Consider the following 22494-nt stretch of genomic DNA (forward strand, 5'->3'; position numbering starts at 1 on the left):
GGGCATCCCTTTCGATGCGATGCGAGCCCCCATGATCGACCTGCCCCGCCGCCGTTTGCTGCAAGCCGGCCTCACCAGCGGCGCGGCCGCACTCTCGCCCAGCATCGCGCGTGCCGCAGCCATCGCACCGGACCGGCGCAACGGTACGCTGGAGGATCTGCAGCATGTGGTGATCCTGATGCAGGAAAACCGCGCGTTCGATCATTACTTCGGTGCGCTGCCCGGCGTGCGCGGGTTTGGCGATCGCTTTCCGATTCCGGCCCCGCCGCTGCCGGGCGCGCCCTCGCGCACGGTGTGGCTGCAGCCCAGCGAAGACGGCATGCAATGGCTCACCCCGTTCGCGCTGGATACCGCCGCGCAATTCGGCTTCATGCGCGTCAAGGGTACGCCGCATAGCTGGCCCGATGCACAGCAGGCCTGGGATCAGGGCCGGCTCGGGCACTGGGCGGCGGCCAAACACAATCATGCGCTGGGCTACTACGGACGCACGGATATTCCCTTCCAGTACGCGCTCGCCGATGCGTTCACCCTCTGCGATGCGTACCACGCCTCGATCCAGACCGGCACCAACTCCAATCGCGTGTTCCTGTGGACCGGCGGCAACGATCCGCAGGCGCGCAATGGCGGGCCGGTGATCGGCAACTCGCACGACAACTTTCCGGAACTGGGCGGCTTTGCCGAGCCGTATCGCTGGACCACCTATGTCGAACAGCTGCAGCGCGCAGGCGTGTCCTGGCAGATCTATCAGGACATGGCCGACAACTTCACCGACAACCCGCTGGCCGGGTTCGAAGCGTTTCGGCAGGCCTACCGCAATGCGCCTGACCACGATGCGCAGTTACGCGCGCGTGGCATCAGCACGCGGGGCGTTGAGCAACTGCGCGCGGACGTGGTGGCCGGTCGGCTGCCATCGGTAAGTTTCGTCATCGCCGATGCTGCCGGCAGCGAACATCCGGATCCCTCCAGCCCTGCGCAGGGCGCGGCCTACACCGCACGCGTGCTGGATGCGCTGACCGCCGATCCAAAGGTATGGAGCCGCACTGCATTGCTGCTGATGTTCGATGAGAACGACGGCTTTTTCGACCACATGCCGCCGCCGGCACCGCCATCGCCGGACCCGCGCGCCGCAGGCGGGTTTGCCGGCGCCTCCAGCATCCCCACCGACGACGATTACCATCGCCACCCGGCACCGGGCGAGCAGAAAGTGGATCTGCCCGAACTGCGCGGCCGTCCCTACGGCCTTGGTCCGCGCGTGCCGCTGTATGTGGTTTCGCCGTGGAGCCGTGGCGGCTGGGTGGATTCGCAGGTGTACGACCACACCTCGGTGTTGCGCCTGCTGGAACGCCGGTTTGGCGTGCCCGCACCGGAGATCACGCCATGGCGGCGTGCAGTGTGTGGCGACCTGACCAATGCGTTTGACTTCCGCAACGCCGATGCACGCCCATTCGTCGCCGCGTTGCCCGATGTGGGCGATGCGGCAACGCGTGCAGCAGCCTTGCGGGAGCACACGCTGCCGCCGCTGCCGGCCACCTTGCAGCCGCCCGTGCAACCGTTCGGCGTGCGCCGTTCGCGCACCGTGCCGTACCGCCCGAGCGTGCAACTGGCGCATGTGCCCGAGCGTGGCGAGGTGCGGCTACGCATGACCAACAGCGGCGCGGCGGCAGTACTGCATGTCTATGACCGCTACGACCTGGCGGCGATCCCGCGCCGCTACACGGTGGGCAACGGCGCCACACTGGACGCCGACTGGACCACCTACGACGGCCGTTACGATCTGTGGCTGGTCGGCCCCAACGGATTCCATCGTCACTACCGTGGCGACCTGAGCGCCCCGTTACTGGTGGCTGAGATCGCACAGGATCCGAACGACGCCACATCCGTGTTGCTATCGCTGCACAATGGCGGCGGCGCTGCCGTGCAGGCGGAGCTAAAACCGGGTGCCTATGCAGCCGCGCAGCCGCACGAGCGCCTCAGCATTGCGCCCGGTGCGACCGAGCAGCGCCGTTGGAAAGCGGCAGGAACCGGCGGCTGGTACGACCTGTGGGTGCACCACGACGGCGCGGCCCAGCGCCTGGCTGGTCGTATCGAAACCGGCGCCGACAGCGTCAGCGATCCCGCCATGGGTGGGCCGGCGCGACTGCAACAGGACAGACCTGTCGTGATCCGCGCGCTGGGTTGAGTGACCGTGCCAGGTTGAATGTTGCTCCTGGCCAGCGACAACCATCGCTTTGCATCACCGCCACTGCGTGGGAGAAAGTCGCAAACTCCGTCACCGCGCCTGCCGAATCGACATGCGCCGCTATCGCCACGTGTCGCTTCGGCAGGCTCACCTTCCAAACGATTCCCGCACCGCGACCGCCACCGCCTTCAACGCCGCATCGCGTGCAGCGTCGTCGACCTTGGCACCATTCAAGTACGTGGTCAGCAACAGTGGCGACCGGCCCTTCGGCGGCCAGAGGATGGCGATGTCGTTGCGGGTATCGGTGCCGTTGCTACCGGTCTTGTCGCCGATCTTCCAGCCGGCCGTGAGCCCCGCGCGCAGGCAATCGTCGCCGGTGCGGTTGTCGATCATCCAGTCGGTCAGCTGCGTGCGCGAGGCAGGCTGCAGGGCATCGCCAAGCAGCAGCGTGCGCAGCGTCGACGCCATGGCCGCCGGGGTGGTGGTGTCGCGCGGCTCGCCAGGGGCGAACCCGTTCATCTCCGGCTCGTAGCGGTCACTGCGGGTCTTGGCATCGCCGATGCTGCGCAGGAAGGCGGTCACGCCGGGCGGGCCGCCGACCAGCGGGAACAACAGGTTGGCGGCCGGGTTGTCGCTATAGATCATCGTGGCCCGGCACAGTTCGCCGACACTCAGCGTGCCGCCGACATGGCGCTCGGTGACCGGCGCATGCGACAGCATGTCCGAGGCACGGATGTTGACCGGTTGCGCCAACGACAGCTTGCCCCGGTCCACTTGCTGCAATACTGCGGCAGCCAATACAAATTTGAAGGTGCTGCACATCGGAAAGCGCTCGTTCTCGCGCTGCCCGAGACGCCAGCCGGTGGCGCTGTCGAGCAGGCTGATGCCCAGGCGACCACCGGTGCCACGTTCGATTTCCGCCCATTGTGCCCGTAGCAGATCGTCCATATTGACCGCCGGACTGAGGGCCAGTGCGGGTCTGGACGCCGCAAACAGCATGCCCGCGCCGGTTGCGCACAAGAACTCTCGCCGATTCAACATGTGTTTGCCTCCTTGAGGGAGCCCGCAGTATCGATGCGCACGGCGCAACCGACCATCGCGATGTTTCGATCACAGGCATGAATTGAACTAATCTCTCACGATGCCCCGCCCCCGCCTCCCGCTCAATGCCCTGCGCGCTTTCGAAGCGGCCGCGCGCCATCAAAATCTGACCCGGGCGGCGAACGAGCTGTGCGTGAGCCAGGCCGCGCTCAGCCACCAGATCAAGGCGCTGGAGCAACAGCTGGGCACCAGCCTGTTCCACCGTCTGCCACGCGGCGTGGCACTGACCGACGAGGGCGCGGCGTTGGCGCCAGTGCTGGGCGAGGCCTTCGACCGCATCGCCGCCACCCTGGAGCGCTTTGCCGACGGGCGCTATCGCGAGGTGCTCAACGTCGGCGTGGTGGGCACCTTCGCCACCGGCTGGCTGCTGCCGCGATTGCCGGCCTTTCATGCCGCGCATCCGGATATCGAATTGCGCCTGTCCACCCACAACAACCGGGTCGATCTGGCCGGCGAAGGGCTGGATCTGGCGATCCGGTTCGGCGATGGCGACTGGCAGGGCCAGATCGCGCATGCGCTGATGGAGGCGCCGTTTGCGCCGGTGTGCGCGCCCAGCATGGCGCGCGGCCTGCGCACGCCGGCCGATCTGGCGCAGCTGCCGTTATTGCGCTCCTACCGCCTGGACGAATGGCCGCAATGGTTTCGCGCGGCAGGCGTGGCCGAGGTTGCCGCGCGCGGGACGATGTTCGATTCGTCGTTGACGCTGGCCAGCGCGGCGGCGGCCGGTGCCGGCGTGGCGTTGTTGCCGTTGCCGATGTTTCGCCAGGATCTCGACGCAGGGCGGCTGGTGTGCCCCTTCCCGATACAGATCGATGCCGGACGCTATTGGCTCACCCGGCTGCGCTCGCGCCCGGAAGGCGATGCCGATGCGCGACTGCGCGACTGGCTGGTAGCGGAGCAACAGCGCTCCGGCTAAACGAGCGCGTTGCTGCGCTCAGCGGCGCGCGGACGCCGCGATCCCCTGCACCGCCACGCGGCGAAACGCCTCGTAGTGCGCCTGATCGGCGAACCAGTGCGGGGCGAACAGCTCGAACAAGCGGTCGTTGTGATACAGCAGCAGCACCCGCTCGTTCTCGCGGTAGCGGATGTAATCGGACCAGGGCCGGCGCAGTCGCCCGTCCGCCCAGGTGATTTCCAGCCCGGTCTCGTCCCATGCGAAGGTGTAGGTATGCCGCAGCGCGGCCTGCTGGGCGTGCAGGCGCCTGATCTTTCGTGGCAAGCCCCAGAGGTGCAGCACCGCCAGGCCGATCAAGCCGCCGCCCCCGGCGCCGATCAGCATCGGGCCGATGATTTCGCCGGCCCCAATCAGTTGAAGCAACCCCGCACCGATCAACAGCAGGACCACCAGGATCACGATCAACAGCTTGGCCGTCTGTCGCGCATGCAGGCGCTGCGCGGCCAGATGGTCTTCCAGACTGATGGTGGCGCTGATCATGTTCGCTACCTCCTTGTGCTCGGCCCGACGCGCATCGTAACGCCTGCGCGTTAAGCCCCGTCGATCAACTCCATCCACGCAGCTTCCGCTGCGGCCAGCTGCTGCGCCGTCGCCTCGCGGTCGCGGCCCAGCACCGCCATCTTATCGGTGTCGGCATAGTTCCCCGGGTTGGCCAGCTGGCGGTCGAGCTCTGCCAGCGCGGCTTCCAGTTCGCCGACGCGCTTTTCGGCGCTGGCCAGCTTGTGCGGGTTGACGGCCTTTTTCGGCGGCAGCGGCTTGGTCGGCGGTGGCGGGGTCGGTGCCACTTCGGCCATCTTCTGCTTGGTGCCCTGCGCGGCCGGGCGGCTGCGCAACCAGGCGGCGTATTCGTCCAGATCGCCATCGAACGGCTCGACCACGCCATCGGCGACGCGCCAGAAACTGTCGCAGACCAGGCCGATCAGATGGCGATCGTGCGAAACCATCACGATGGCGCCTTCGAAGTCGCTCAGCGCCTCGGCCAGCGCCTCGCGCATTTCCAGGTCCAGGTGATTGGTGGGTTCGTCGAGCAGCAGCACGTTCGGCTGCTGCCAGGCGATCAACGCCAATGCCAGGCGCGCGCGCTCGCCACCGGAGAAGCCGTCCACCACTTCGAATGCGCGGTCGCCGGCGAAATTCCATTTACCGAGGAAATCGCGGAACGCCTGATTGGAACCGTCCGGCGACAGATCGCGGAAGTGATCCATCGGCGACTGGCCCTCGTGCAACGATTCCACCGTGTGCTGGGCGAAATAGCCGATCCGCAGGTCCGGATGCGCACTGCGCTCGCCAGACAGCGGCGCCAGCTCGCCCACCAACGTCTTCACCAGGGTGGACTTACCCGCGCCATTGGGACCCAACAACCCGATGCGGTCGCCTGCTTCCAGGCCGAAACCGACATCGTGCAGGATGACCGTGGCAGCGTCTCCCCCATCCGCCCTTCGGGCACCTTCCCCCGCACGCGGGGGAAGGGAGGTCGGAGCCGGATAGCCGGCCTGTAGATGATTCAGCCGGATCAACGAAAACGGCAGCCGATTGGGCTGGGCGAACTGGATGCGGAACTCGCGCTCGGCGCGCACTGCCTCGGTGCCGGCCATCTTGGCCAGGCGCTTCATGCGGCTCTGCGCCTGGGTAGCCTTGCTGGCCTGCGCCTTGAAGCGGTCGATGAAGCTCTGCAGATGCGCGCGCTCGGCCTGTTCCTTGTCGTGCGCGATCTGCTGCTGGCGCAGGTGCTCGATGCGCTGGCGCTCGAAATCGGTATAGCCGCCGACGTACAGCTTGGCGGTGCCGCCGTGCAGATGCAGCGTGTGCGTGGCCACGTTGTCCAGGAACTCGCGGTCGTGCGAAATCAGCAGCAAGGTGCCCGGGTACTTGAGCAACCACTGCTCCAGCCACAGCACCGCATCCATGTCCAAATGGTTGGTCGGTTCGTCCAGCAGCAGCAGGTCGCTGGGCATCATCAGCGCGCGCGCCAGGTTCAGGCGCACCCGCCAGCCGCCGGAGAACGAGGACACCGCGCGGTGATGGGTGTCGGCCGGGAAGCCCAGGCCGTGCAGCAGCTTGCCGGCGCGCGCCTCGGCGTCGTAGGCGCCGAGTTCGGCCATCTTCTGGTGCGCGTTGGCGACCGCTTCCCAGTCCTCGCGCGCGGTGGCCGCGGCCTCTTCCTGCAGGATCGCCGAGACCTCGATGTCGCCGCCGAGCACGAACGACAGCGCCGGATCGGGCAGCGACGGGGTTTCCTGCGAGACGCTGGCGGTGCGCACCTTGCCGGGTAGATCCACGTCGCCCTTGTCGGCTTCCAGCTCGCCCTTCACCGCGGCGAACAGGCTGGACTTACCGGTACCGTTGCGACCCACCACGCCGACGCGGTAGCCAGCATGCATGGTCAGGTCGACGTTGGACAACAGCAGACGCTCGCCGCGTCGCATGGAGAAGTTGCGCAGGGAAATCATTGATGGACAGTCCGATAGAACGAAAAGGAATGAGCAGATGAGCAGCATTCCTGCGACGCCATTCTAGCGTTAACGAATAATTAGCGCCTTCAGGTTGGACGACACGTGCGCTTCGCACGGCCGTGATCGCCACCCGCCCAGTCTAGTTGGCCCCGCTCGGGCTGCCGTTTTCGGAGTTGTCATGAACATCCCCCTGTCCTGCCTTGCGACCGCCGTGGTCGCTGCACTGCTTGCCTCTCCCGCCCTGGCGCAGGATGCGGCGCCCGCCACCGCCAATACCCTGGATACGGTGATCGTCACCGGCACCCGCGTGTCCGACCGCACCGTGGCCGAGTCGCAGTCGCCGATCGACATCATCAGCGCCGAGTCGCTGCAGGCTACCGGCACCCCGGAACTGGCCACCGCCCTGGCGCGCGCGCTGCCCTCGCTGAACTTCCCGCGCCCGGCGCTGAGCGATGGCACCAGCGCGATCCGCCCGGCCCAGCTGCGCGGCCTGTCGCCGGACCAGGTGCTGGTACTGGTCAACGGCAAGCGCCGCCACACCTCCTCGCTGCTCAACCTCAACGGCACGATCGGCCGTGGCGCGGCAGCGGTGGACCTGAACACCATCCCGGTGGCGGCGATCGCGCGGGTGGAAGTGCTGCGCGACGGCGCCTCGGCGCAGTACGGCTCCGACGCCATCGCCGGCGTGGTCAACATCGTGCTCAAGGGCGCGGAAAAGGGCGGCAGCCTGCAGGCCGGCTTCGGCCAGTATTCGGCCGGCGACGGCAGCAACTACGAGCTGTCCGGCGACACCGGCGTGGCCTATGGTGGCGACCGCGGCTGGCTGCATGTGGCCGCCCAGCTCAACCAGCAGGACCCGACCGACCGCGCACGCGGCTATGCCGGCGCGCCCAGCGCCTCGCAGCCGGCCGTCGGCCAGAAGGCGTTCAAGATCGGCGACCCCGACGTCAACGCGCAGGCCGCCTCGCTCAACACCGAATACCAGTTCAGCGACAGCATCACCGGCTACGCGTTCGCCACCGCCAGCAATCGCGACATCACCTCGTTCGCGTTCTTCCGCGCGCCGGGCAGCAGCCAGAACCTCCTGTCGATCTACCCGCAGGGCTTTTTGCCGGAGATCCAGAGCTATGCCAAGGACCGCTCGCTGGTGGCCGGCGTGCGCGGCTCCACCGCCAGCGGCTGGGACTGGGATGCCAGCTACAACTACGGCTACAACAGGATCGATTTCCACACCCGCAACACGCTCAACGTCAGCCTGGGGCCGACCTCGCCGACCTCCTTCTACGACGGCGCGCTGGAGACCACGCAGAACATCGTCAACCTGGACGTCAAGCGCGGCTTCGACTGGGGCCTGGCATATCCGGTGACGGTGGCCTTCGGCGCCGAATACCGCAACGAGAAGTGGAACCAGTCGCCGGGCGAAGTGGGCTCCTACTTCCAAGCCGGCACGCTGGCCGGCGGCGCGCAGGGCTACGGCGGATTCGCCCCCAGCGTATCGGGCCAGTATTCGCGCAACAGCTACGCGCTGTACGCTGACCTGGAAGCCGACTTCACCGACAAGTTCTCCGCCGGCCTGGCCGGCCGTTACGAAGATTATGACGACTTCGGTAGCCAGGCCTCGGGCAAGTTGTCCGGCCGCTATGCGTTCACCGACAAGATTGCGCTGCGTGGCACGGTAGCCTCGGGCTTCCGTGCGCCGTCGCTGGCGCAGCAGTATTTCCAGTCCACCAGCACCACCTTCCTGGCCGGCAACCCCAATCCGTTCGAGATCCGCACCTTCCCGGCCGACAGCAACGTGGCGCGCGCCTTCGGTGCCGAACCGCTGGATGCGGAAACCTCGCTGTCCTACAGCCTGGGCCTGGTGCTGCAGCCGACCGATGCGCTCTACCTCACCATCGATGCCTACCAGATCGACGTGGACGACCGCATCGTACTGTCGTCCAACCTCACCGGCACCGGCGTGCGCAGCCTGCTGGAAGCACAGGGCATCTTCGGCATCAACGGCGGGCGCTACTTCACCAATGCGGTGGATACGCGCACGCGCGGCGTGGACGTGGTCGGCAGCTACCGCTGGCAGCTCGCCGCCAGCAGCGTGGACCTGACCGCCGGCTACAACTATTCGGAAACCGAAGTGCGCAGCGTGGCGGCCAACCCGGCGGCGCTGTCGGCCAACGGGCTTAGCCTGGAGCGCATCGACCGCACCGAACGCGGCCGCATCGAAGAAGGCTTCCCGCGCGACAAGTTCCTGATCAACGGCAGCTGGAATTCCGATCACTGGACGCTTGCGCTGGGCGCCACGCGCTATGGCAAGTACAGCACGCGCCCGGCGGCGGCGATCAACGACCAGACCTTCGGCGCCAAGTGGGTGGTGGATGCATCGGCCAGCTACAAGGTGGACCGTTGGACGCTGACGCTGGGCGCGGACAACCTGCTGGACGAGTACCCGGACGAAAACAACTTCGCCAACTCCACCAGTGGCCAGTTTCCGTACAGCAATCTATCGCCGTTCGGCTTCAATGGTGCCTATGTCTATGGTCGTATCAACTACCGTTGGTAAATGCAGCCGACGCCGCTAGCTGCGGCCGACACGGGATCGCGACTGCACGCTGATGGCGTGCAGCGCTGCAGCGTCGATCTCTAATACCGGCTGACAAAACGTAGCGAACAGTTGTCAGGTGGGGGACGGCGCGGAGGAACCGGAATGTAGCGAGTGGTACATGCCGCACCGAGCACCGGCCGCGCCCGCCTGGCGGTGAACACAGTCGTTTTTGTCAGCCGCTCCAGGTTCGATCACACGCTCCGGCCAGTCCGGGGCGTGTGCGTTCTTGCGACTGCACGGTTGCAACAGACGCGCAAGCAGGCGCAACCGCTCCGCGAGTGCCGCTCTCCATGCGTGATCCGTGCAGGACGCGCACTGCACATGTGCCACGTGCCTGCCATGAAGCGGTGGTGCGCAGGCCTGGCTGCCAGGCTTCCACTCATGCGGTGAAACGCAACGCAACGCGATGACGAGGCATACGCCCGGCTCGTGCTATGACCGGTGCTCCTGTCCTTGCCGGAGTACGCCAATGGAAGCATCGCAGCTGAGTCGGGGCCGCCTGATCGATCACCTGCATCTGGTGGTGCACGACCTGCCGGCAAGCAGACGCTTTTATCAGGCCGTGCTCGAGGTCCTTGGCATTCCCATCGGCGGCGAAGGCGATGGCTACTTCTGGGCCGACGAACTGTTCGTCTCCGACCGCGACACGGTGGCGCAAGGCGTGTTGACCGGCCGCCATCATCTGGCCTTTCAGGCGCACGACGCTGCGATGGTGCAGGCGTTTCATCGTGCCGCGCTGGCCAATGGCGGGCGCGACAATGGCGCGCCGGGGTTGCGGCCCTATCACCCGGGTTATTACGCCGCATTCGTCCTCGACCCGGATGGCAACAACATCGAGGCGGTCTTCCACGGTCCTGCGCAACGCAGTGCCGATGCGGTGCAGATCATCTATTGATGCACAAGTTTCATAACAGGTATCGATGCCCAAAATGGGGCGTCGTAATCCGTTATGCAGCGTGGGGGACTGCAATCGACGCCTCACTTTGGTGCACGATGACAACGTTGGCATGAGCATATGTTCGATGACGGTTGCATGCGCAACGTAACCAAAATTTGACATGTGGTTACGCGTGGTTAATGGTTGAGAACGCACCGCAGCTGCCGCAACGGACGCGGCCTGGGAGGGGGCCCACTGCGTGCATCCGTTCCCCACTCGGAGTTGTTACCGCATGAATTGCAAGTCCAGTCCACTCGCAGTCGCTGTTGTTGTTGCCTTGTCGTTTTCCGCTTCAACCGCAGTTGCGCAGTCGCAAGCTCCCACCCAGAAAACCCTCGACACGCTGATCGTGACCGGTACGCGCGTGGCCGACCGCACCGTGGCCGAATCGGCATCGCCGATCGACATCATCTCGCCACAGGCACTGGAATCGACCGGCACCACCGAGTTGGCTACCGCGCTGTCCCGCGCGATCCCCTCGCTCAATTTCCCACGCCCCGCCATCTCCGACGGCTCGGACGCGGTACGCCCTGCGCAGCTGCGCGGCCTGTCGCCCGATCAGGTGCTGGTGCTGGTCAACGGCAAGCGCTATCACAGCACCGCGCTGATCAACCTCAACGACACCCAGGGCCGCGGCTCGTCGCCGGCCGACCTCAACACCATTCCGATCGCGGCGGTGGAGCGCATCGAAGTGCTGCGCGACGGTGCATCGGCGCAATACGGCTCGGATGCGATTGCCGGCGTGATCAACATCGTGCTCAAGGGCAGCGGCGAAGGCGGCAGCGTCAATGGCCGCTACGGCAAGTACAGCGCCGGCGACGGCGAGCAGTATCAGCTGTCCGGCGATGCCGGCTTCAGCTTCGCCGGCACCGGCAAGGTGCATCTGGCTGCACAGGCCGGACACTCGGACCAGACCAACCGCGCACTGCCGTTTGGCGGCCGCGTGGAGCAGCGTTACGGCGACCCGGAGATCGACCAGGGCGCGATCTCGTTCAACGGCGAATACAGCCCCACCGATTACCTGACCTTCTACTCGTTCGGCATGGTCAGCCGCCGCGAGGTGCTGTCCAACGGCTATTTCCGCTTTGCCGGCGACAACCGCAATCGCCCGGAAATCTATCCGGACGGCTTCCTGCCGCAGATCTACAACGTCAGCAAGGACGTGTCCTGGGTCGGTGGCTTGAAGACCTCCACCGAAGGCGGCTTGAACATCGATCTGAGCTACAACTACGGCCAGAACAATCTCACCTTCGATGTGCGCAACAGCTTGAACAACAGCTTGGGGCTGGCCAGCCCCACCGACTTCCACGCCGGTACGCTGGAAGTGACCCAGAACGTGCTAAACGCCGACTTCACCAAGACGCTCGACTGGGGCCTGGCGTATCCGGTCACGCTGGCCTTCGGTGCGGAATGGCGCGGCGAGAAGTTCAACCAGTCGCCCGGCGATGCGGCGTCGTCGGCCAACGGCGGCATTCCGTCGGCGGCCGGTACGCTGATCCCGGGCGCACAGGTATTTCCGGGCTTCAAGCTCTCCGATGCCGGTTACTACAACCGCAACAGCCACTCGGCCTATGTGGACCTGGAAGCGGATCTGACCGAAAAATTCTCCGCAGGCCTGGCCGGGCGCTACGAGAAGTACAGCGACTTCGGCGACACCGCCACTGGCAAGCTGTCGTTGCGTTATGCGTTCACCGACAAGATCGCAGTGCGTGCCACCGCCTCCACCGGCTTCCGCGCACCGTCGTTGCAGCAGCAGAACTTCCAGTCGATCGCCACGCAGTTCCTCAACGTGGCCCAGCCCAACGGCACGACCTCCGCGATTCCGTTCGAGATCGGCACCTTCCGCACCGACAACCCGGCCGCCATCGCACTGGGCGCCGAGCCGTTGAAGGCCGAGGAATCCAACAACTACGGGCTTGGCGTGGTGCTGCAGCCGGTCGAAAACCTGTACATCACGGTCGATGCGTATCGCATCGATATCGACGACCGCATCGTGCTGTCGGAGAACCTGACCTCTGACCGAGTCCGCGGCTACCTGCAGGCCAATGGTTTTCCCGGTATCGGCGGCGGGCGCTACTTCACCAATGCGGTGGATACCAAGACCCAGGGCGTGGATGCAGTCGGTACCTATCGCTGGAACCTGGACGGCGGCAGCGTCGAGCTGACCTCCGGCTACAACTACAACAAGACCGAGGTGGAACGGGTCGCCGACAACCCCGCCGCGCTGGAAGCGATCGCCCCGGGCACCGTGCGCATCGGCCGCGCGGAGCTGGGCCGGATCACCGAAGGCACGCCGCGCGACAAGTTCTTCCTGGGTGGTACCTGGTCGCCGGGCAACTGGTCGTTCACCGGCACCGCCACGCGCTGGGGCGAGTTCACCACCTTCGGCACCAACGCCGGCAGCGACCAGACCTATGCGGCCAAGTGGACGCTGGACCTGGCCGCGTCCTACAAGCTGGGTGCGTGGAACTTCACCGTCGGCGGCGACAATGTGCTCAACGAATATCCGGACCGCCAGGAAGCCGGCCTGGGCACGCGCAACTACCTGCCGTACAGCAGCGCCTCGCCGTTCGGTTTCAACGGTGCGCTGGTGTATGCCAACGTGAACTACAAGTGGTAGTCGCGGGCGCCGGCCGGTAGCGATCGGCGCTCGTCATGTAAGGCGACGCAGCACAGTGCGTTGCCGACCACTGCGTTGTGCGCCCGCACTCTCGTCAACGGGAGTGCGGGCGCTCAGCCCTTGGTTTCGCCGCTTTCGCAAGGACGCCCGGCAAGGATGCACAACGCGCTGCATGGCGCGTTGCAGATCGCCGGCATTGCCGCGGCTGCCGCTTTGCAGCTGCAAAGACCCGGCATGCATGCGCGATCACCCCACGCAGTTGTCTTCCCCCGCTTACACGCACTTCACCGCTGCGTCCTTCATCCCCTTTGAGCCTCGATTCCCATGCACACCTCCAACGCACTCTCGCTGGCGATTTCAGTCGCACTCACCGTCTGTTCCTTCGCTGCCAGTGCGCAGTCGCAACCGACCCAGCCGCAGAAAACCCTGGACACCCTGATCGTCACCGGTACGCGCGTCAGCGACCGCACCGTGGCCGAATCCGAATCGCCGATCGACATCATCACCGAGCAATCGTTGCAGGCCACCGGCGCCACCGACATCGCCACGGCGCTGGGCAAGCTGCTGCCGTCGCTGAATTTCCCGCGTCCGGCCATCTCCGACGGCAATGACGCCGCACGCCCGGCCACGCTGCGCGGGCTGTCGCCGGACGCGGTGCTGGTGCTGGTCGATGGCAAGCGCTACCACACCTCTTCGCTGATCAACTACAACCCGTACGTGGGTCGCGGCTCGGCGCCGGCCGATCTGAACTCGCTGCCGATGTCGGCGATCGCGCGGATCGAAGTGCTGCGCGATGGCGCCTCGGCCCAATACGGCTCAGATGCGATCGCCGGCGTGGTCAATATCGTGCTCAAGCACGGCGCCGCTGCGGGCAGCAACAGCATCTCGGTCAACGGCGGCATCATGGACAAGGGCGATGGCGAGCAGAACGGCATCGACGGGTCGGTCGGCCTGGCCTTCGGCGGCAGCGGCGGCGACACCGCGCCGGGCTGGGTGCGGCTGTCGTGGAACTACCAGAACACCATGAGCACCAATCGCGGCGAAAACACCAACCGCGCCACCACCGTGCCCGGCACACCCAATCCGGGCGGGGTGCCGTACCAGCGCCACGGCGACCCGGCGTCCAACTTCTATCAGGGCCTGGCCGCATTCGGCTACGAGTTCTCGCCCAATGTGGAGCTGTACGGCCACCTGAGCATGAGCCGTCGCGAAGTCACCTCCAACGGCTACTACCGCGCCGCCGACAACACCGCGCGCAACGTGCAGGCGATCTATCCCAACGGCTTCCTGCCGCAGATCTACAACCCCACCAACGACCGCTCGGCCGTGTTGGGCCTCAAGGGCAGCACCGAAAGCGAGTGGAACTGGGACGTGTCGGCCACCTATGGCAAGAACGACATGACCTTCAACATCCTCAACAGCATCAACACCAATCTGTACTACAGCACCGGCAGCTCGCCGACCGACTTCAACTCCGGCGGCTTCGAGACCGAGCAGGGCACGGTCAATGTCGACATCAACAAGTCCTTCGACTGGGGCCTGGCGTATCCGGTCAATGTGGCCTTCGGCGCCGAGCACCGCCAGGACCGCTACGAGATCACCGCCGGCTCGCCGGCCTCGTACTTCTTCGACCCCAACACCATCAATCCCGACACCGGCGCGCCCTACCCCGGCGGCGCGCAGGTGTTCTCCGGCCTGGAGCCGTCGGTTGCCGGCGGGTTCGGCCGTCATAGCAACGCGGTCTACGCCAACCTGGAAGCGGACATCACCGACAAGCTCTCCGGCGGCATCGCCGGGCGCTTCGAAAACTACAGCGATGCCGGCTCCACGCGCTCGGGCAAGCTGTCGGCGCGTTACGCCTTCACCGATACGTTCGCGTTGCGCGGCACCATCTCCAACGGCTTCCGCGCCCCGTCGCTGGCGCAGCAGAACTACGCCTCGGTGGTGACGCTGATCCAGGACGGCGAGCTGGTGCAGGTCGGTACCTACCGCACCTCCGACCCGGTGGCCGTCGCCTTGGGCGCGCGCCCGCTGAGCCCGGAGAAATCCACCAACTACGGCCTGGGCGGCGTGTGGCAGCCGACTGCCAACTTCACCTCCAGCCTGGACGTCTACCAGATCCGCATCTGGGACCAGATCCTGTATTCGGACCAGCTGCAGCTGGCGCAGCCGATCGGCCAGGTGGCGGCGGTGCAGTTCTTCGTCAACGGCGCCACCAGCCGCACCCGTGGCGTGGACTGGATCAACAGCTACCTCGCCGATCTGGGCAGCTACGGCAAGCTCAACCTCAGCGCCAGCGCCAACTACAACAAGACCACCATTCTGGAACTGTCCAACCCCAACTTCGGCCGCGCCAGCCAGGGCCTGCTCACCGATGCCACGCCGCGCACCAAGTACATGGCCGCTGCGGACTGGTCGATCGGCGGATTTGCGCTGAACTTCAACGCCACCCGCTACGGATCGATCAAGCGCATCAGCGACCCGGCCGATGGCAGCCAGGACCAGACCTACGACGCGCGCTGGCTGTTGAACCTGGCCGCAAGCCAGACCTGGGACGCGTTCACCTTCACCGTGGGTGCGGACAACATCACCAACCAGTACCCGACCAAGGCGCAGCTGACCACCGCCTACGACGACCGCGCCGGCGGCCTGCAGTATTCGTCGTTGTCGCCGTTCGGCTTCAACGGCCGCTACTGGTATGGCCGGGTGACCTACCGGTTCTGATGGCCGAGGTGCGTTGACTGGTGGGCGCCTGCGCTGATCGAAGACGAGGATCAGCGCAGGCGTGGTGCAGGTAGCGTCGCTCGGCCGGCGCTGCCTGTTGCCGTGTTTGCGACGATGCGTGTCTGGGTTTTGGCCGTGTGGCGCATGCAGGGCGACATCCGTCGCATCACCAGGACGCCGGCAAGGCATCCACGCCGCGTAGATTGGCGCGGTCGTTCCAGGTGAGCGTCTCACGCTGCTCCAGGCGCAATGCCGGCAGCTGTTCCAGCAGTGCGGCAAGCGCTGCCTCCATCTCGATCAAGGCCAGCCGGTTGCCCAGGCAGTGGTGGATCCCACCACCGAACGACAGCGCGCGGCCCTGCTGCCGGCGGATATCCAGTACCTGCGGGTCGTTGAACTGCACCGGGTCGTGATTGGCCGCACCCAGCATCAGATACACCATCTCGCCTTCGTGCAACACGCTCCCGGCGATCTCGAAATCCTGCAAGACCGTGCGCGTGGCCATCTGCACCGAGCTGTCGTAGCGCAGGCATTCGAGCACTGCATTCGGCAGCAACGCTGGGTTCCCCTGCAGCAGCGCCAACTGCTCGGGATGCCGATGCAGGGCGACCAGGGCATTGCAGATCATGTTGGAAGTGGTTTCGTGGCCGGCGAAGAACAGCAGGATCACATTGGAGACGATCTCATCGCTGCTCAGCCGGTGACATTCGTCTTCTGCGCGGATGAAGCGGGAGATCAGATCGTCGCCGTCGCTGCTTCGACGCGCCTCGATCACGGCATGGAAATAGCGTTCCAGCTGTAGGTACGCCGCGCTGGTGGCCTCCAGCTCGTCGCGCGTCATCATCGGGTCGAACACCTTGGCCAGCGCGCTGGTCGCAGCGCCGACCGTGGTGGCATCGGCAGGGTCGATGTCCAGCATGCGGCAGATGATGCGGATGGGCAGCGGAAAGGCGAAGTCACGCAGCACATCGCAGTGCCCGTGTGCGCGAAAGGTCGCAATCAACGCCGCCGCGGTGTCGCTGGCCACCTGGCGCATGGACTCCATCTGCCGCGCACCGAATGCCTGGGTCATCAGCCCGCGCAGGCGCGTGTGCATTGGCGGATTGACCAGCAGGAACATGCGGCTCATGCCTTGAAACAGCGGCATCTCCACGGCGGCCTCGCCGTAGCGCAAACGGATGCTCTGCAGATAGTCGCGGCCGACGCGCCGGTCGCTGAGCAGGCTGTCGACCACTGCGTAGTGGCCGCTCATCAAGCGACGTTCTGCAACCTCCACCAGCGGCCCTTCGGCGCGCAGGCGTGCGTAGGTCGGATACGGATCCTGGCGAAACTGTTCTGTTGCGAAGTCGCTGAGGCGCATGACCGGGGCTCGTGGGCTTGATCGCGGGATGCGCGATGGGGGCGTAGGGAAAAAGTGCCGACCGCTTGCATGAAGCGACGCCCGAATTGTCGGTTGTCGTCGCTCACCCGCCTTGCGCAGGCACGAAGCCTTGTCGTCAAACGACAAGCGCTCTGCATCGGCGTAGCTGCGTCAGCGGCTGCGCAGGCCGATGACAGTGCGTCACCGCTTGCGTTCTCGCCTGCGCACCGGTACGCGCATCGCGCAGTGCGAAAAACGAGCACAGCCATGTGGCGCTTCATCGCGTGCGCTGCAGCGGGAAACCGCAGATGGCGTACACACGCAGACCGTCGCCAGCGCCGGTCACTCGGCAACATGCCGCACGGCATGGCCATGCGGCGGTGCCCCTCTCCAATGCCATTTCGCCCTGCAGCGCCGTCGCAGTGTGCCGTCGATGGCAGCCACTTGGGCTGCCATGCCGCGGGATGTCGCAACCGTCCAAGTCTGTCAGTCGGCATTGCTGACGCATCGCGGCGACCTGCACGCAACCGCCTACGGCTTGCCCAACCTGCCTGCATGCGCTGCGTGTCGCATCGCGTTAATCATGCGCTGTGTACTATGGGCGTCCGGCCAACCGGACCGCCTTGCGGCCCTGTTCTCCCGCGCCGGATTCCAGCACTTCATTCGCGATGCCCGCAGGCGCTGCCCGGCGCAGTTCGCTTGGCTGGTCACGCCGTTTCATCACCTCGGACACTCACACAACGGATTGGAATGCACCACGACACCAGCCTCATCGACATCATCGCCGTCGGCCTCGCGGTCGCCTTCATCCTTGGCACGCTCGCGCAGAAGGTGAAGCTCTCGCCGCTGGTCGGCTACTTGTTGGCTGGCGTGTGCGTTGGGCCGTTTACACCGGGATTCGTGGCCGATCAGACCATGGCCAATCAGCTGTCCGAGCTGGGTGTGATGTTGCTGATGTTCGGGGTGGGCCTGCACTTCTCGCTCGAAGACCTGATGGAAGTGAAGTGGATCGCGGTGCCCGGTGCGCTGGCGCAGATCGTGGTGGCGACGCTGCTCGGCTGGGCATTGGCCTGGAGCATGGGCTGGCCGTTGATTCATGGCCTGGTGTTCGGGCTGGCACTGTCGGTGGCCAGTACCGTGGTGCTGTTGCGCGCCCTGGAAGAACGTCGCTTGCTGGACACCCAGCGCGGCCGTATCGCAGTGGGCTGGCTGATCGTCGAAGACCTGGTGATGGTGTTGGCCCTGGTGTTGCTGCCGGCGCTGGCGGATGCGCTCGGTACCGGTACGCCAACCGCGCATGCAGGCGAGTCCAGCTCTTTACTGGCAGCGCTCGGGCTGACCTTGCTGAAGATGGTGGCGTTTGTCGCCGCGATGCTGGTGATCGGCCGGCGGGTGATCCCGTGGTCGCTGGAAAAAGTGGCCGCCACCGGCTCGCGCGAGCTGTTCACCCTGGCCGTGCTCGGCATCGCACTCGGTGTGGCCTTCGTGTCGGCCACCCTGTTCGGCGTGTCGTTTGCACTGGGCGCGTTCTTTGCCGGCATGCTGCTCAAGGAATCGGAACTCAGCCACAAGGCCGCCAGCGACTCGCTGCCATTGCGCGATGCGTTTGCGGTGCTGTTCTTCGTGTCGGTGGGCATGTTGTTCGACCCGATGATCCTGATCGCGCATCCGTGGCAGGTGCTGGCCACCTTCCTGACCATCACCTTGGGCAAGTCGCTGGCGGCGTTTGTGATCGTGCGCGCATTCGGCCACCCCACCGGGACGGCGCTGACCATTTCCACCAGCCTGGCGCAGATTGGTGAATTTTCTTTCATCCTGGCCGGGCTGGGCGTCCAGTTGGCGATCCTGCCGGAGACCGGGCGCGATCTGATCCTGGCCGGCGCGTTGTTGTCGATCGTGGCCAACCCGTTCCTGTTCTCGTGGCTGGACCGTTGGCAGGCCAGACAGGCGCAGGACGCACCGGCCGCCGTGGAGCCGGAACTGCCGCCTGGCCCGCCATTGCCGGCGGATGGGCATGCCATCGTCATCGGCTACGGCCGCGTGGGCAGCGCGCTGGCGCAGCTGCTGCGCAGCCGCGGCGTCCCGGTGCTGGTGATCGACGATAACGGCGACCACGTGGCCAAGGCGCATGCGGCCGGCATCCCGGGCATCCGCGGCAGTGCGGCGGCAGACCGGGTGCTGGCCGAGGCACGGCCCGAGCACGCCAAGATCGCGATCCTGGCGATCCCGCAACCGCTGGAGGCCGGCGAAGCGCTGGCCAAGCTACGCGCGATCAATCCGTCGCTGACCCTGCTGGCGCGCGCGCATAGCGATACCGAGGTCAAACATCTGCTCGAACACGGCGCCGACGGCGCGGTACTGGCCGAGCGTGAACTGGCCTACTCGCTGGCCGAAATGGTGATGTCCACGCCGCCGTACCGTGCGTTGAACGTGCCGGCGTCGTAACTGCAAGGCGGGGTGACGCAGCGCTGCAAGACACGAACCCGCCGGCAGTGCCTGCGGGTTTTTTGTTGCCCGCAGGTGGTTTAGGGCGGAACGGCTCGCACCCGTGCATTGATCAAACTGCGACCAGGGCACGGAAAACTGCCCACTAAACCCACTTGATAATCATTCCCATCCGGAGCAGGATGAGCGCCCGTTCCCTTGGCGGCCTCATCCATGGCGTTTGCGGTTGGCGTTCTCAATGCGTTGCCCAGCGTGCAGTTGTGCGAACTGCTGGGCCGCATCGGCTACGGCTTTGTGATGCTCGATCTGGAACACGCGCTGCGCGCGCCGGACGAACTGGAACACGCCATCCGCGCCTGCGAGCTGTCCGGCTGCGAGGCCTGGGTGCGGGTGCCGGAGGTGGACGAAAAACTGATCGGCCGGGTGCTGGATGCCGGCGCGCGCGGCATCGTGGTGCCGCGTGCCGAATCGGCGCAGCAGATCGCGCGTGCCGTCGCCGCCGCGCGCTTCCCACCGCTTGGTCGGCGCGGGATCACCGGTGGCCGCGTCACCGGCTTCGGCAACCTCGATCTGCCCAGCTACATCGCCCAGGCCAATCGCGATATCCGCATCGTGCCAATGATCGAAAGCGCGGCCGGCGTCGCTGCGCTACCCGAGATTCTCGCTGAGCCGGGCGTGGCCCTGGTGATGGAAGGCGCGCTGGACCTGGCGCTGGATCTGGGCCTGGGCCCGCAGCCCACCCATGCGCAGGTGTGGGAGTCGCTGCTGCAACTGCACGCGCACTGCCGCGCCGCCGATGTGCCGTTCTGCCCCAATCCACGCACCGATGCGCAACGCGCGTACTGGCTGCAACAACCGGATCTGCGCTGGCTGCTCGCCGGCGAAGACCGCGCCCTGATTCAACGCGCGCTGCGCGGCCATCTGGCCAGCTTCGACGCGCCCGCCCCCCTACCCGCCTGCAGGAGCACGCCGTAGATGTCGCCGATCCGTTTGCACACCCTGACCCTCGCCATCGCTGCGGCCTGTTGCGGCCTGTCGCAGGTGGCGCTTGCCAGCGATCCTCCGGCTGACACTGAGACCACTGTCGCCGAGGGCGATACACCGATCCGTGCACTGGATGCGATCCAGGTGCAGGGCAGCCTGCTCGGGCGTTCCAAACCCGACGATGTGCAGCGTTATGCCGGTAGCCGCCAGGTGATCGATCGCGAGCAGCTGCGCACTGGCGGCAACCGCTCGCTCGACGATGCGCTGCAACGTGTGCCCGGTATCAAGATCTTCGATGAAACCGGCACCGGCGCGTTGCCGCAGCTCATGTTGCGCGGCCTGTACGAAAGCCGCAGCGGCCGCGTACAGGTGCTGGAAGACGGCATCCCGCTGGCGCTGGCCCCCTATGGGCAGACCAGCCTGTCGTTATTCCCGGTAGGGCTGAACCAGATCGATCGCATCGACATCGTGCGCGGCGGCGCGGCCGTGCAATACGGGCCGAACAACGTGGGCGGGGTGATCAATCTGGTCAGCAAGGAGATTCCCAGCGACTGGAGCACTACGCTGGCGCACAAGGTCACCGCCGGCGGCCAGGGCCAGTTCCTGCAGGACAGCGCGCTGAGCAGCGGCGGCTATCTCTCCGACAACTTCGGCATGCAGGTCGATGCCAATCGCACCTGGGGCGAGTACTGGCGCGCGCACAGCGATACCGACATCAGCAATCTGCGCATGCGTGCGGAGTGGTGGCTGGACGACACCAAGCTGCTCAAGGCCAGCGTGCAGCGGTATCTGGTGGACATGGATCTGGCCGGCGCGCTCAGCCCGGACGATTACCGGCGCGACCCGCGTCAGTCCACGCGCCCGCTGGATACCTTCAACGGCCGTACCACGCGTGCATCGTTGAGCTATGAGCAGTTGTTTGGAGACTGGGGCCCGCTGAAGGATGTTCGGTTGTCTTGGACCAATTTCAGCGCGCGCAGCAGCCGCAACTTCATCGTCGGCATGCGCCAGGCCACCACCGAAACCTGGCGTTCGGATCTGCCGCCGCAATTGCGCCAGACCGCACCGCGCGACTTCCGTGTGGCAGGCAGCGAGCCACGCCTGACCTGGAGCATGGGCGATGCCGGCGGGGTGCGTCAGCAGTGGACCGCCGGCGTGCGCGCGGTGCGCGAGGACATCGATTTTCTGGTGGGCAATCTACGCCTGCGCGATGGCTTGTTCACCAGCGTGCGCGATTGGCAGTTCGAAGACCGCGCACTGGCCGCCTACGTCAGCAATGCGATCACCTTGCCGGACGAGCGCATCACCATCACCCCCGGGTTGCGCTACGAGCGCCTGGATTCGCGCTATTTCAACCGTACCACCGGAATGAGCACGCTCAACCAGACGCGCGATGTGCTGCCCGGCCTGACGGTCGGCTTCCAGGCCAACGCGCAATGGTTCTTCTATGCGGACGGGCAGCGCTCGATGCGCGCGCCGCAGGTCACCCAGATCATCTTCGGCAACAATCTGGATGCCGAGCTGGCGTGGAATTACGAAGCCGGCACGCGCTACCAACCCAACGACCGTACCCGCATCCAGGTCGGTGGCTACCTGATCGACTTCGATCAGCAGATCCAGCTGGACAACACCACCCGCGTGTTCCGCAATCTGGGCAAGACCCGTCATCAAGGTGGCGAGGTGGAGCTGCAATGGAGCCCGGAACAGCTGCGTGCGCTGACCCTCAACGCGGGCTACGCGTATCTGGATGCCAGCCAGGAATCAGGCGCGTTCCGCGGCTTCCGCGTACCGTACACCTCGCGCAATCAGATCACCCTGGGCGGCAACTACGCGCTCGGTCATACCACTGTCGCGCTCTCCGGCTACTACTTCAGCAAGGCCTTCAGCGATGCGGCCAACACCGTGCAGGAGAACGCCATCGCCTCGGTGGGCCAGTTGCCGGCCTACATGGTCTGGAACACCCAGGTGAGCCATACCTTGTTCGAACGCGATGGACAGAAATTCAGCGCATCGCTGGCGATCAACAATCTGTTCGACCGGCAGTACTGGTTCCGCGGCGTGGACACCAGCCCGTGGGGCCGCCAGGCCGCACCCGGACGGACCTTCACTGCAGGCCTGGAGTACACGTTCTAAGCGC

General features: G+C 65.9%; 13 protein-coding genes and 1 other RNA gene. 9 read left to right on the forward strand and 5 right to left on the reverse strand.

What is annotated here, in order from left to right:
• Positions 1 to 31 precede the first annotated feature (31 nt).
• On the forward strand, positions 32 to 2179 hold the full coding sequence (locus FHY18_RS05625) for a phospholipase C, phosphocholine-specific (protein ID WP_259152278.1): 2148 nt from the start codon (positions 32 to 34) through the stop codon (positions 2177 to 2179).
• 147 nt (positions 2180 to 2326) lie between these two features.
• Here FHY18_RS05625 and bla read toward each other — a convergent pair whose 3' ends face one another.
• On the reverse strand, positions 2327 to 3220 hold the full coding sequence (gene bla / locus FHY18_RS05630; protein ID WP_259152279.1) for a class A beta-lactamase: 894 nt from the start codon (positions 3218 to 3220) through the stop codon (positions 2327 to 2329).
• A 100-nt stretch (positions 3221 to 3320) separates the two neighbouring features.
• Between bla and ampR the strand changes: the two genes are divergently transcribed.
• A complete protein-coding gene (gene ampR, locus FHY18_RS05635) occupies positions 3321 to 4196 on the forward strand; it encodes a LysR family transcriptional regulator AmpR (RefSeq protein ID WP_259152280.1) in 876 nt (291 codons plus the stop codon).
• Positions 4197 to 4214: 18 nt separating this feature from the next.
• Here the strand turns inward: ampR and FHY18_RS05640 are convergent, their stop codons facing one another.
• Entirely contained in the window at positions 4215 to 4715 is a 501-nt protein-coding gene (locus tag FHY18_RS05640) for a YcxB family protein (protein ID WP_259152281.1), read from the reverse strand.
• A gap of 50 nt (positions 4716 to 4765) precedes the next feature.
• Positions 4766 to 6685: an ABC-F family ATP-binding cassette domain-containing protein gene (locus FHY18_RS05645; protein WP_259152282.1), complete on the reverse strand. Its 1920-nt coding sequence runs from the start codon at positions 6683 to 6685 to the stop codon at positions 4766 to 4768.
• A gap of 181 nt (positions 6686 to 6866) precedes the next feature.
• On the opposite strand from FHY18_RS05645, the gene FHY18_RS05650 reads away from it, so the two are divergent.
• Positions 6867 to 9245 carry a TonB-dependent receptor gene (locus FHY18_RS05650; RefSeq protein ID WP_259152283.1) on the forward strand — a complete coding sequence of 793 codons (2379 nt, stop codon included), beginning with the start codon at positions 6867 to 6869 and terminating at the stop codon, positions 9243 to 9245.
• Positions 9246 to 9333: 88 nt separating this feature from the next.
• Here FHY18_RS05650 and FHY18_RS05655 read toward each other — a convergent pair.
• Positions 9334 to 9407, reverse strand: a non-coding RNA gene (locus FHY18_RS05655) — sX9 sRNA.
• A 349-nt stretch (positions 9408 to 9756) separates the two neighbouring features.
• Here FHY18_RS05655 and FHY18_RS05660 point away from each other — a divergent pair.
• The 3 genes from FHY18_RS05660 (at position 9757) to FHY18_RS05670 (ending at position 15568) form a co-directional block, all read left to right on the forward strand.
• Positions 9757 to 10182 (forward strand): VOC family protein, encoded by a 426-nt coding sequence (locus FHY18_RS05660; RefSeq protein WP_259152284.1) that lies wholly within the window; start codon positions 9757 to 9759, stop codon positions 10180 to 10182.
• A gap of 274 nt (positions 10183 to 10456) precedes the next feature.
• Complete coding sequence (locus FHY18_RS05665) at positions 10457 to 12844, forward strand: TonB-dependent receptor (RefSeq protein WP_259152286.1); 2388 nt, start codon at positions 10457 to 10459, stop codon at positions 12842 to 12844.
• 324 nt (positions 12845 to 13168) lie between these two features.
• Entirely contained in the window at positions 13169 to 15568 is a 2400-nt protein-coding gene (locus FHY18_RS05670) for a TonB-dependent receptor (RefSeq protein WP_259152289.1), read from the forward strand.
• Between the two features lie 166 nt (positions 15569 to 15734).
• Here the strand turns inward: FHY18_RS05670 and FHY18_RS05675 are convergent, their stop codons facing one another.
• Entirely contained in the window at positions 15735 to 16928 is a 1194-nt protein-coding gene (locus tag FHY18_RS05675; protein WP_259152291.1) for a cytochrome P450, read from the reverse strand.
• A gap of 750 nt (positions 16929 to 17678) precedes the next feature.
• On the opposite strand from FHY18_RS05675, the gene ybaL reads away from it, so the two are divergent.
• The 3 genes from ybaL to FHY18_RS05690 all read left to right on the forward strand — a co-directional run bounded on the left by ybaL (position 17679) and on the right by FHY18_RS05690 (position 22490).
• Positions 17679 to 19373: a YbaL family putative K(+) efflux transporter gene (ybaL, locus tag FHY18_RS05680; protein ID WP_259152293.1), complete on the forward strand. Its 1695-nt coding sequence runs from the start codon at positions 17679 to 17681 to the stop codon at positions 19371 to 19373.
• A 213-nt stretch (positions 19374 to 19586) separates the two neighbouring features.
• On the forward strand, positions 19587 to 20348 hold the full coding sequence (locus FHY18_RS05685; RefSeq protein ID WP_259152296.1) for an aldolase/citrate lyase family protein: 762 nt from the start codon (positions 19587 to 19589) through the stop codon (positions 20346 to 20348).
• The gene (locus tag FHY18_RS05690; RefSeq protein WP_259152297.1) at positions 20349 to 22490 is read left to right on the forward strand and encodes a TonB-dependent siderophore receptor; all 2142 of its coding nucleotides are present in this window, start codon (positions 20349 to 20351) and stop codon (positions 22488 to 22490) included. It begins immediately after the preceding gene.
• The last annotated feature ends 4 nt before the right edge of the window (positions 22491 to 22494 follow it).

Origin of the sequence: Xanthomonas sp. 3793 (assembly GCF_024806835.1) — a bacterium.
In the GTDB taxonomy this organism is placed as follows: domain Bacteria; phylum Pseudomonadota; class Gammaproteobacteria; order Xanthomonadales; family Xanthomonadaceae; genus Xanthomonas; species Xanthomonas arboricola_F.

Bases quoted from the DNA above. Each gene is read 5' to 3' on its own strand.
- FHY18_RS05665 (WP_259152286.1), top strand. From the start codon at position 10,457: ATGAATTGCAAGTCCAGTCCACTCGCAGTCGCTGTTGTTGTTGCCTTG.
- FHY18_RS05675 (WP_259152291.1), bottom strand. From the start codon at position 16,928: ATGCGCCTCAGCGACTTCGCAACAGAACAGTTTCGCCAGGATCCGTAT.
- ybaL (WP_259152293.1), top strand. From the start codon at position 17,679: ATGCACCACGACACCAGCCTCATCGACATCATCGCCGTCGGCCTCGCG.
- FHY18_RS05685 (WP_259152296.1), top strand. From the start codon at position 19,587: ATGGCGTTTGCGGTTGGCGTTCTCAATGCGTTGCCCAGCGTGCAGTTG.
- FHY18_RS05660 (WP_259152284.1), top strand. From the start codon at position 9,757: ATGGAAGCATCGCAGCTGAGTCGGGGCCGCCTGATCGATCACCTGCAT.
- FHY18_RS05690 (WP_259152297.1), top strand. From the start codon at position 20,349: ATGTCGCCGATCCGTTTGCACACCCTGACCCTCGCCATCGCTGCGGCC.
- bla (WP_259152279.1), bottom strand. From the start codon at position 3,220: ATGTTGAATCGGCGAGAGTTCTTGTGCGCAACCGGCGCGGGCATGCTG.
- FHY18_RS05650 (WP_259152283.1), top strand. From the start codon at position 6,867: ATGAACATCCCCCTGTCCTGCCTTGCGACCGCCGTGGTCGCTGCACTG.
- FHY18_RS05645 (WP_259152282.1), bottom strand. From the start codon at position 6,685: ATGATTTCCCTGCGCAACTTCTCCATGCGACGCGGCGAGCGTCTGCTG.
- FHY18_RS05625 (WP_259152278.1), top strand. From the start codon at position 32: ATGATCGACCTGCCCCGCCGCCGTTTGCTGCAAGCCGGCCTCACCAGC.
- FHY18_RS05670 (WP_259152289.1), top strand. From the start codon at position 13,169: ATGCACACCTCCAACGCACTCTCGCTGGCGATTTCAGTCGCACTCACC.
- ampR (WP_259152280.1), top strand. From the start codon at position 3,321: ATGCCCCGCCCCCGCCTCCCGCTCAATGCCCTGCGCGCTTTCGAAGCG.
- FHY18_RS05640 (WP_259152281.1), bottom strand. From the start codon at position 4,715: ATGATCAGCGCCACCATCAGTCTGGAAGACCATCTGGCCGCGCAGCGC.